This is a genomic window from Pigmentiphaga sp. (assembly GCF_019689535.1).
In the GTDB taxonomy this organism is placed as follows: domain Bacteria; phylum Pseudomonadota; class Gammaproteobacteria; order Burkholderiales; family Burkholderiaceae_B; genus Pigmentiphaga.
Genome location: NZ_JADGHH010000128.1, coordinates 1 through 10,207, shown reverse-complemented (window position 1 = coordinate 10,207; position 10,207 = coordinate 1). Strand labels below are relative to the sequence as shown.

At 65.1% G+C, this 10,207-nt stretch carries 10 protein-coding genes; all 10 read left to right on the top strand.

Going from position 1 to position 10,207, the window contains the following annotated elements:
• Positions 1-250: 250 nt before the first annotated feature.
• The 10 genes from IRZ12_RS11830 to IRZ12_RS11785 all read left to right on the top strand — a co-directional run bounded on the left by IRZ12_RS11830 (position 251) and on the right by IRZ12_RS11785 (position 10,080).
• Positions 251-898 carry a hypothetical protein gene (locus IRZ12_RS11830; protein ID WP_296468625.1) on the top strand — a complete coding sequence of 216 codons (648 nt, stop codon included), beginning with the start codon at positions 251-253 and terminating at the stop codon, positions 896-898.
• A gap of 211 nt (positions 899-1,109) precedes the next feature.
• The gene (locus IRZ12_RS11825; RefSeq protein WP_296468626.1) at positions 1,110-2,279 is read left to right on the top strand and encodes an ABC transporter substrate-binding protein; all 1,170 of its coding nucleotides are present in this window, start codon (positions 1,110-1,112) and stop codon (positions 2,277-2,279) included.
• A 3-nt stretch (positions 2,280-2,282) separates the two neighbouring features.
• Positions 2,283-4,199: an ABC transporter permease gene (locus tag IRZ12_RS11820; RefSeq protein ID WP_296468623.1), complete on the top strand. Its 1,917-nt coding sequence runs from the start codon at positions 2,283-2,285 to the stop codon at positions 4,197-4,199.
• The gene (locus IRZ12_RS11815; RefSeq protein WP_296468621.1) at positions 4,196-4,951 is read left to right on the top strand and encodes an ABC transporter ATP-binding protein; all 756 of its coding nucleotides are present in this window, start codon (positions 4,196-4,198) and stop codon (positions 4,949-4,951) included. The genes IRZ12_RS11820 and IRZ12_RS11815 overlap by 4 nt, the downstream gene beginning before the upstream one ends.
• A complete protein-coding gene (locus IRZ12_RS11810) occupies positions 4,948-5,619 on the top strand; it encodes an ABC transporter ATP-binding protein (protein WP_296468619.1) in 672 nt (223 codons plus the stop codon). Before IRZ12_RS11815 ends, IRZ12_RS11810 begins: the two co-directional genes overlap by 4 nt.
• 110 nt (positions 5,620-5,729) lie before the next feature.
• On the top strand, positions 5,730-6,497 hold the full coding sequence (locus tag IRZ12_RS11805) for an enoyl-CoA hydratase/isomerase family protein (protein ID WP_296468618.1): 768 nt from the start codon (positions 5,730-5,732) through the stop codon (positions 6,495-6,497).
• Positions 6,490-8,139 carry an AMP-binding protein gene (locus IRZ12_RS11800; protein ID WP_296468617.1) on the top strand — a complete coding sequence of 550 codons (1,650 nt, stop codon included), beginning with the start codon at positions 6,490-6,492 and terminating at the stop codon, positions 8,137-8,139. Before IRZ12_RS11805 ends, IRZ12_RS11800 begins: the two co-directional genes overlap by 8 nt.
• Positions 8,136-9,083, top strand: coding sequence for a hydroxymethylglutaryl-CoA lyase (locus IRZ12_RS11795; RefSeq protein ID WP_296468614.1), 948 nt, complete (start codon positions 8,136-8,138; stop codon positions 9,081-9,083). Before IRZ12_RS11800 ends, IRZ12_RS11795 begins: the two co-directional genes overlap by 4 nt.
• A 10-nt stretch (positions 9,084-9,093) precedes the next feature.
• Positions 9,094-9,534 (top strand): PaaI family thioesterase, encoded by a 441-nt coding sequence (locus IRZ12_RS11790; protein ID WP_296468612.1) that lies wholly within the window; start codon positions 9,094-9,096, stop codon positions 9,532-9,534.
• Positions 9,535-9,573: 39 nt separating this feature from the next.
• A complete protein-coding gene (locus tag IRZ12_RS11785; RefSeq protein WP_296468609.1) occupies positions 9,574-10,080 on the top strand; it encodes a MarR family winged helix-turn-helix transcriptional regulator in 507 nt (168 codons plus the stop codon).
• Positions 10,081-10,207: the final 127 nt, after the last annotated feature.

The following is a 10,207-nucleotide window of genomic DNA, read 5'->3' as shown; positions in this document are numbered from 1 at the left end:
TACCTCAATGTGCTTCGTTTCCAACGATGGCCTCCTTGCGAACGAGGGGGTCAGTTCCTCGTGTCGCTAGGGGGTCAATTTACGGTGTCGCCTGACAGTATTGCGTCACACGGCGGGGCAATGGAGTTTTTGCCGGCGTGCCCCGACGATGGTGGGCGCGCAGGCATTTAATTTTTTCGGGATCGAGCGCGTGCTCTCCGACAATCGCGGATGGCATTGGCGCCCCTGGGGGGAGAATTGGCTGCGGAATTTGCATGCCTTCGATGACCTGGTTGCAGACGGCGCCGAAGCCCGGTTCGAGTGGCACGAAAAATTGATCACGAACTGGATCGTGGCCAACGCGCCGGGCAAGGGCGTGGGCTGGCAATCCTACAGTTTGGCGCGCCGTATCGTGAATTGGATCAAGTGGCAGGTCGACCGGGACGGGTTGAATGAGGTCGGACGGCGCAATTTGGTGGTGCAAACCCGGTTTCTGCGCCAGAGACTCGGCGCTTCGCTGAATGTCGCTTATCCGGCCAAGGGCCCCAAGGCCCTGGTTTTTGCCGGTGCGTTTTTCGAGGGCCAGGAGGCCGCGGGCTGGAGGAAAACGGGGGTGGCGGTGTTGCGCACCGTCTTGCGCTCTGGCTACTTGCGTGCGAGATTGGAAGCCAGCGACCGGTATCGCAATGCGTTGGTCGAGGATTTGCTGGATCTCATCCAGTTGGACAAGATGTATCCCGGGTTGCTGGACAAAGAAGAGGTCCAGCGCTGGCAAGATTTGCTACCTCCTTTGCTGGCCGTGGCCGGCGACGACCTCAACCCGCCGGAAGAGGAGTCCGACGCCGTTGTGTTTCCAGAGCCCTCCGCGCAGGACCTGCGCCTCTACGCCCAGCGCCTGGGCCTGGCTTCTGCAGGCTGAGTGCTGGGGCAGCCGGGGCTGCCATCTACCCCACGCCCTGTGTCCGCTTGCCTCGCCTGCGGCCACGCTCCTCGTACAATAGCCGGATCTCCGACAAGGAGGCATGCCGGCGCCCACCGCCCCGTCCGCCCGGCATTTTCCCGTTCCGGGGCGTTATTCGAGTCCGTCCATGTTCCGCGTTTCGCTCGTCTCCGGTTTCTTTTGCCTGTCGATGTGTCTTGCTGCGCCAGCGCATGCCGCCGATCCCTTGCGCATTGGTGAGATCAACAGCTACAAGGCGCAGCCCGCGTTCCTCGAACCCTATCGCAAGGCCATGTTGCTTGCGGTGGAGGAAGTCAATGCGGCAGGGGGCATCCTGGGGCGGCCGCTGGAGTTGGTCATCCGGGACGACAACGGCGTGCCTGGCGATGCGGTGCGTGCCGCGGAAGAGCTGGTCTCGCGCGAGCGGGTGGTCATGCTGGCGGGAGGGTTCCTCTCCAACGTGGGACTCGCACTGGGCGACTATGCCAGGCAGCGCAGGATCCCGTTCCTCGCCAGCGAGCCCTTGACCGACAAGATTACCTGGGCCAATGGCAACCGGTATACCTTCCGCTTGCGCCCATCGACCTGGATGCAGGTCTCCATGCTGGTTCCCGAAGCCGCCAAGCTGCGCAAGAAGCGCTGGGCCATCGTGTATCCCAACTACGAATATGGGCAGTCTGCCGTCCAGACGTTCAAGACGCTGCTCAAGGCGGCGCAGCCGGATGTGGAGTTCGTCACGGAGCAGGCGACCCCGCTGGGCAAGCTCGATGCCGGCCCCGTCGTCCAGGCGCTGGAGGCGAGCAAGCCAGACGCGATCTTCAACGTGCTGTTTGCCACGGACCTGACCAAGTTCGTGCGCGAGGGCGCGATGCGTGGCCTGTTCAAGGGCCGCGAGGTCGTGAGTCTTTTGTCCGGCGAGCCTGAGTATCTGGAGCCGCTGCGCGACGAGGCCCCTGAAGGGTGGATCGTGACCGGTTATCCCTGGTATGCCATCAAGACGCCGGAACACCAGCGTTTCCTGGATGCCTATCGCGGCAAGTATGGCGAGCCTCCGCGGCAAGGGTCCGTGGTCGGGTACGTCACGATCCATGCCGCGGCGGAGGCCTTGCGCCGCGCGAAGAGCACCGATGCCGAGAAGATCGTCGATGCCTTCCGCGGCATGCCGCTCACGACGCCCTGGGGGCCGATCGTGTTCCGGCCCCAGGATAACCAGGCCACGCTCGGTGCTTTCGTCGGCCGTACCGCGTTGCAAGGCGAGGGCGCGCAGCGCATGGGCGTCATGGTGGACTTCTACTATGCGGACGGCGCCAAGTACCAGCCTTCCGACGCGGAAGTGGCGAAGCTGCGTCCGGCGCGCTAGACGGTGTTGGCGCAACTGCTGAACGGGCTGGCGAGCGCCAGCAGCTTGTTCTTGCTCTCTCTCGGGCTGACGCTGATTTTCGGCGTTTCGCGGGTCGTGAATTTTGCCCATGGCTCGCTGGCCATGTTGGGGCTTTACCTCGGGGTGAGTTTGTCCGCATGGCTGATGCCTTGGCTCGGCGGGATCGGCTTCTGGGCCGCGGTCGCCGGTGCTGCGCTGGGCGTGGCGCTGGTCGGGGCATTGATCGAGCGCGTGTTGTTGCGGCGTCTTTACGGTAGCCCCGAACTCTTCCAATTAGTGGCGACCTTCGCGTTGGTCTTGATCATCCGCGACATCGCATTGGCGATCTGGGGCGCCGATGACCGGCTCGGGCCCAAGGCGCCCGGACTGACCGGGGTGATCGCGCCGGGGACGCTGAACCTTCCTGTTTATGACCTGGTGTTGATGGCCACGGGGCTTGCTGTGCTGGTTCTCAGCCATGGGGTCTTGGCGTGGACCCGGTGGGGGCTCCAGTTGCGGGCGGCGACCGAAGATCGGGAGATGGCCTTGGCCGTCGGGGTGGACGAGCGGCGGTTGTTCACCCAAGTGTTCGCGCTGGGGGCCGGACTGGCGGGGTTGGCGGGCGCGCTCCAGATGCCGCGCGAGCCGGCGGCGCTGACCTACGATCTGCAGGTCGTGGCCGAGGCTTTCGTCGTGACGGTGGTTGGCGGCATGGGCAGCGTCACTGGTGCGTTCGTCGCGGCCATGATGATAGGCTTGGTGAAGGCTGCGTGCGTGGCCTTGGGTACGGTCCAAATCGGTGGCACCGAGTTTGTGCTTCCCAAGCTCACGCTGGTCATTGAGTTTCTGTTGATGGCGGTCGTGTTGGCCTTCCGTCCGTGGGGGCTGTTCGGCAGGCCAGCTGCACCGACGCGCGCCTTGCGCGCGGAATGGCATCCGTTGCCGCTTCCTACCCGCCGGGGCAGCGGGGCACTGGCTCTCTTGCTGGCTGGGTTGGCGGTGCTTCCTTGGTTCGCCTCCGATGCGCCTTATCTGCTCGTGCTCGCGGTGGACGTGCTGATCGCCGGGCTGTTTGCCGCGAGCCTGTACGTCTTGATGGGGCCTGGGGGCATGCATTCTTTCGGTCATGCAGCATTCCTGGGGTTGGGCGCCTACGGCGCCGCGCTGGCAGCGCCATGGGTGACGCGTTGGCTGCCAGGATTGGACGCGACCGGGGCAGGCGGGCTGATTGCCGCCCTGGTGTGCCTGCTGGCCGGCATGCTGCTGGCCTGGTTTGGTGCGGTGGTGTACGGGTTCGTCGTACTGCGCGCGGCCGGCGTGTACGCGGCGATGCTGACCCTGGCCTTTGCGCAAATTACCTGGTCCGTGGCTTTCCAATGGGATGCCGTGACGGGAGGGAGCAATGGCTTGTTCGGGTTTTGGCCGCAAGGTTGGCTCTCGTCGCGCGAGGGATATTACTGGTTCGTGTTGGCAATTGCCGCTGCATGCGGCTTGATGTTGCGCAAGGTATTGCACGGACCGTTCGGCCTTACGCTGCGCATGACGCGCGACGCCCCGTTGCGCGCGGAAAGCCTGGGGCTGCCGGTGTTCGCGGTGCGATGGACGGCGTTCATGCTGGCCGGAGCCATGGCCGGCGCGGCGGGCGTGCTGACGGTGTTTGCGAAGGGTTCAGTCGCGCCTGACCTGCTGGCCATTCCCCGTTCTGTCGACGCATTGGTGATGACGCTGCTCGGCGGGCTGCAATCACTTTTCGGGCCGTGGCTGGGGGCGGCGGTCTACACCGTGGGGCAAGATTACCTGGCCCGGAGCACGGAATACTGGCGCGCCGCGGTGGGGGGCGCCATGTTGGCCCTGGTGATGCTGGCGCCTGGCGGCTTGACAGGCTGGAGGCGTCGTCGATCGGCGGCGGGTACGGCATGAAGCTGAGGGTGTCCGGTCTTTCCAAATCATTCGGCGCCGTGCGCGCGGTCGATGGCGTGAGCTTCGCGTTGGACGCCGGCCAGATGCTGGCGCTGATCGGTCCGAACGGCGCGGGGAAGAGCACCTGCTTCCAATGCATCAATGGGCAGCTCCGGCCCGACTCCGGGCGCGTGGAGTTCGACGGAACGGACGTGACCGGCCTGGGCGTGGCAACCCGGGCGCGGATGGGAATGGCACGCACGTTCCAGATCGCCCAGGTAGCGGTTTCACTTACCGTGCGGCAGCATGTCGCGCTGGCGCTGGCCGCCCGTGATCCGGCCGCCTGGCGCCGGCTGGGAACGCGCGGCTTGCGGGGCGCGCAGGAGGAGGTACAGGCGTGGCTCGAGCGTTTTGAGCTAGCCGCCCTGGCCGATCGCCCGTGCCTTGAGTTGCCGTATCCCGAGCTCAAGCGCGTCGAGCTGGCGAGCGCCTTGGCGCAACGCCCTCGCGTGCTGCTGATGGATGAGCCCACCGCGGGCATGACGCGGGCCGATCGCCGGGCATTGATGGCCCTGGTCAAGCAGGAGGCCGCGCGCGGGTTGGCGGTATTGTTTACCGAGCACAGCATGGACGTGGTATTCGGCTTTGCCGATCGCGTGGCGGTGCTGGTGCGCGGCCGCCTGGTCGCACAGGGTACGCCGCAGCAGATCGCGGAGGATCCGCAGGTTCGCGCCGCGTATCTCGGGACGACCGCCGTCGAGGAGGGGGCATGAGCGTTGTGTTGCAGGCCCGCAGGCTGTGCGCCTTTTATGGCCGCGCCCAAGCATTGTTCGATGTCGACCTGGAGGTTGCAGCGGGGGAGATCGTTGCGCTCGTGGGGCGCAATGGCGCCGGCAAGACTACGCTGATGCGGGCGTTGGCAGGCCGCGTGGCGACGACGGGGGAGGTGTTGTTGGACGGCGTGCCGGTGAGCGGCTGGCGGACCGACCGTCGCGTGCAGGCAGGCCTGGCCTGGGTGCCCGAGGACCGGCGCATATTTACCCAGCTCACGGCGCGGCAGAACCTGGAGGTGGCCGAGGCACCTCCGCGCGCGGGCGCCCCGGTGTGGACGGCCGAACGCGTGTATGAGCTGTTTCCCGAGCTTGCACCGCTCGAGCGTCGACCGGGCGGTGCCTTGAGTGGCGGAGAGCAGCAGATGCTCGCCATAGGGCGGGCATTGATGACCCAGCCGAAAGTGATATTGCTGGACGAGCCTTCCGAAGGGGTAGCGCCCATTGTCGTGCAGCGCCTGGCCGAAGCCATGCGGGCCTTGCGGGCCGAGGGGCTGGCCGTACTGTTGTCCGAGCAGAACGAGGCGCTCGTTGCGCCCGTCGCCGACCGCTGTTTGTGCATGGATGACGGGGTGCTTGCACCCGCTGCGGCTGCGTTCCCCGTAAGCTGAACGGCCGGAGAGAATCTGCCCGCAAGCTTTGTCACATCCATATAGTTGAGATCGTCAACAAAGTAGTGTATAAAAACAACTATCTAAGCACCAGAACACCAGGGGATCGTATGAGCAGTGCATATTCCACCATCCGGGTCGAGGTCCAGGACCGGATAGCGACGCTGACGCTCAACCGGCCGGAGAGCCGAAATGCGCTCAATTCGGCCATGTGTGGCGACTTGATCGCCGCCGCCGAGGCGCTGGCCGCCGACGAGAGCGTGCACGTGGTTCTCATCAAGGGTGAAGGACCGGTGTTTTGCGCGGGGGCAGACCTCAAAGAGCGGCAAGGCATGTCTACTGCCGAGCTGACCGCTCGCCGGGTCAAGGGGTTCACCGCCTACGCCGCCATCGAGCGCCTGCCGCAGGCTGTGATCGCCGTCGTGCACGGGCCGGCGTTCGGGTCGGGCTGCGAGATCGCCGGAGCCTGTGATTTCATCCTCGCGTCGACCAAGGCGCAATTCCGTTATCCCGAAGTGAGCTGGGGCACCATCGGCGCTACGCAGCGCCTGCCGCGCATGGTGGGGACGCGGATGGCCAAGGAGCTGTTGTTCACGGGTCGCACGATCGATGCGCAGGAGGCCAAGGAGATAGGGCTGGTCAACCACGTGTACCAGCCGGAGGAGCTCGAGGAGCGTGCCGCCGCGATGGCCCAGCAGATTGCCGCCGCCGCGCCGCTGACCGTGCGGCTCACCAAGCGCTGCGTGGACCAAGGCGTAGAGACGACCCGCGAAGGCGCGATGGCCGTGGAGCTACTCGCCATCGAGGAAAACCTGCGTCATAGCGACTGGAAGCGTGCGATCGCCGGATTCGGGTCGGGAGGCCGCAAAGATGGTTGAGCGTCCTACCACGTTGTACCGCACGCTCCAGCGCACGGCAGCCGAGTATGGCGAGCGCGAAGGCTTCATCTGCCAGGCAGATAGGCTGACTTGGAACGAGGTGCTGGACGGAACCCGCCGCATGGCGGCGGCGCTGCATGCCAGCGGCGTACGCAAAGGGGACCACGTCGGTATCATGCTCGGCAACGGCGCGCTGTGGTTGCAGCTGTTCTTTGCCTGCGCCACCATCGGCGCCGTCACGGTGCCGGTCAACACGCGCTTCAAGACGGACGAGCTACAGTTCTGCCTGAAGCAGGCCGACGTCAAGGTGCTGATCTTCGCCGACACATTCCTGGGCATCGACTTCGTCGAGCTATTGACGACGGTCGAGCCTGCGTTCAACTCGCGGCTGCCGGGCGAGGCGCTGCCGGAGCTGCGTCGCGCCGTGATGGTGGGCGACGGGCCATGTCCTGCCGGCGCCGAGCGGTTTGCCGACTTGATGGCCCGTGCGGACGAGGCGTCGCTGGCGCGCATCGAATCGCTGGCCGCGGAGGTCACCCCGGACGATTTGCTGCTGATGCAGTTCACCTCGGGCACGACGTCTTTCCCCAAAGGCGTGATGCTTACCCACGCCAACATGCTCACCAATGCCTGGGCGGCGGGCCAGCGCATCGGCGTGCGGCATGACGACCGTTATTTCAGCATCCGCCCCTTCTTCCACGTTTCTGGCACGACGCTGTCCATCCTGGTCAGCCTGGTCTATGGGTGCTGTCTGCTCACGTTGCCGAAGTTCGACGTGGCCGAGACGCTGCGCGTGATGGACGTGGAAAAGTGCACGCTGACGTCCGGCAATGACACCATTTTCCTGATGATGATGGGCCATCCCGACTTCGATCCCAAGAAGCTCCACCTGAGGGGCGGCTGGGCCGCCGCCGGGCCGGAGGTGATGCAGAAGATCCGGGACGTGATGGGCGTGGACAACGTCTGCAACGCTTATGGGCAGTCGGAGGCCTCGCCCAACGTCATCATGACTTCCTGGGACGACCCCTTCGAGCTGCGGGCGCATGGCTGGGGGCTGCCGCATCCCGGCACCGAGGTGCGCATTGCCGACCAGGACACGGGCGAAGTATTGCCGCCCGGGGCGCAGGGTGAAATCCAGGTGCGAGGCTGGCACGTCATGCGCGGTTACTACAAGATGCCCGAGGCGACCGCCAAGGCGTTCACGCCGGACGGGTGGCTGCGCACTGGCGACCTGGGTGAAATGTCGCCTGACGGTCGGCTCCGGATGGTTGGCCGGCTCAAGGACATGTACCGGGTCGGCGGCGAGAACGTCGCGCCGGCCGAGGTCGAGGAAACCCTGCACGCGCATCCCGCGGTGCAGCTGGCCCAGGTGGTGGGCGTGCCCGACGCGCGGCTGGGCGAGGTGACCGCGGCGTTCGTGCAGTTGAAAGAGGGGCACCACGCGGAGCGCCAGGAGTTGATCGATTGGTGCAAGAAGCGCTGCGCCAACTTCAAGGTCCCGCGTTATCTCGAGATCGTGGATTCGTTCGACAATATCGGCATGACCGGGAGTTCCAAGGTGCAGAAGAACAAGCTCAAGGCGCATGCCATCGAGTTGTTCGGCCTGGCCAACGTGCATGCCGCCACCGGGAGCAAGGCATGAGCGACGTGATCCTGTGTGAGTGCTTCGCCCGCGACGGGCTGCAGCACGAAGAGGCCTTCATCCCGACCGCTACCAAGGTCGATTTGATCGATCGTTTCGCGAGGATGGGATTCCAGCGCGTCGAGGCGACTTCCTACTCGAATCCCAAGGTCGTACCCCAGTTCGCCGATGCAAGCGACCTGCTGCGCACCCTGCCGCGGCGGGAGGGGGTCTGGTACAAGGCGACCTGCGCCAACGTGAGGGCGGTCGAGCGTGCGTTGGCAGACCTGGATGCGGGCCATGGCGCGAATGAGATCAGTCTGCTGGTGTCGGCCAGCGAGTCGCATTCGATGAAGAACCTGCGGCGAAGCCGGGCGGAGCAATGGCAGAACATCGCCGACATGGTGGCGGCTTCGCAGGGGAGGTTTCGCATGATAGGCACCGTGTCGGTCGCCTGGGGCTGTCCTTTCGAGGGAGCGGTGCCGGCGGAAAGTGTCCTGGAAGACGTCCGCCGGTTCGCGCAGCTCGGCGTCATGCATGTGGCCCTGGGTGACACCACGGGCATGGCCTCGCCGGTGACCGTCAAGAAGCTGGTGAAGGCAGTGCATGCGGAAGTACCCGAAGTGACCGTGGTGGCCCACTTCCATGATTCCCGGGGAACCGGCCTGGTCAATTACGTGGCGGCGCTGGAGGCGGGATGCCGGTATTTCGATTGCGCCTTCGGAGGCGTGGGCGGGCATCCGGCCAAGGTCAAGTACGGTGGCGGGCATACGGGCAACGTTTGCACGGAGGATTTGGTGAGTTTGTTCGAATCCATGGGCGTTTCGACCGGCATAGACCTGGATGCGCTCCTGGAAACGTCCGAAGCATGCGAGCGGGCGCTCGGCCGCACTTTGCACAGCCGCGTGGCGCAAAGCGGCTTGAATCCGCTGATCGCTGCGCGTTCAGAAGCCGCCAATGGATAACCCAGCCCACATGGACCTTGAACCCCCCGTGGCCACCATCGAGGTCGGGCCGCTCGCAGGCTCGCCCATCGCGCCGTTCTCGGCCTGGCTGGGCATTACCGTGGTCGAGGCCGACCGGGGACGGTCGGTCTTGCGCATGCCGTCCACGAGCCGCCTGGCCAATCGGCGGGGGGTGATCCACGGCGGCGCGATCGCGACGCTGATGGATTCGAGCATGGCCATCGCAACCCGCACTTTGGAGGCGGGCTTGGAGACGTCCGGCACCGTGGACCTGAACATCCACTTCACCTCGCCGGGCAAGGGGGACCTGACGGCGCGGGCAGAGGTCAAGCATGCCGGCAAGTCGATCGCGTTCTGCCAGTGCGAGGTGCGGGACGAAGCCGGCACGCTGGTGGCTACGGCCATGAGCAGCTTCAAGCTCAGGCGGCCCAAATCGTCCGGCGCGGTCTGAGGTAAATTGCTGCGTTCCCCCCTCCTAGCGAGAGAAAGTATGACGAGACCCGTTCCCGCGAACCTCAAGGAATTGTTTTCTTACCGCTTGAATCGCCTGGCCTTCGTTTCCAGCCGCATCGCGGCGACGGTGAACGAAAGCCAGTACGGCCTGGGCTCGCGTGACTGGCGCATCATCGGATTGCTCGGCGCATTTGCACCGCTATCGCTGAATGCGCTCGCGCACGAGGCCAATATCGACAAAAGCCAGGCCAGTCGCAGCGTGGCCGAGCTCATCGAGCGCGGATACGTCAAGCGGGGGGCCGACGAATCGGACGGCCGCGGCGTTCGGCTGGACTTGACCCCGCAGGGGCGGACTTTGTATCGCAAGGTCTTCCCGAAGGCGGTCGACCGCAATGAGAAGATGCTCTCGGTCCTGACCGATGAGGAGCGCGAGGTGCTCGAACGGGCGCTCGACAAGCTGACCGGACATGCCATCGAATTGCTGGAAGAGGTCAAGGCCAAGACTGCCAAAGAAGGCAAGTCTTCCGGGCGCAAGGAAAAGTAATCACCGGCTCCGGCCGGATTCGCGTCGCGGCGAGCCCGCTTGCGTTCGAGCAAGCGGGCTTCGTTTTTTTGGCCTGGAATGACTGGCGATTTCCTGCTTATAGTTGAAGTTGTCAATTAAATAGTAT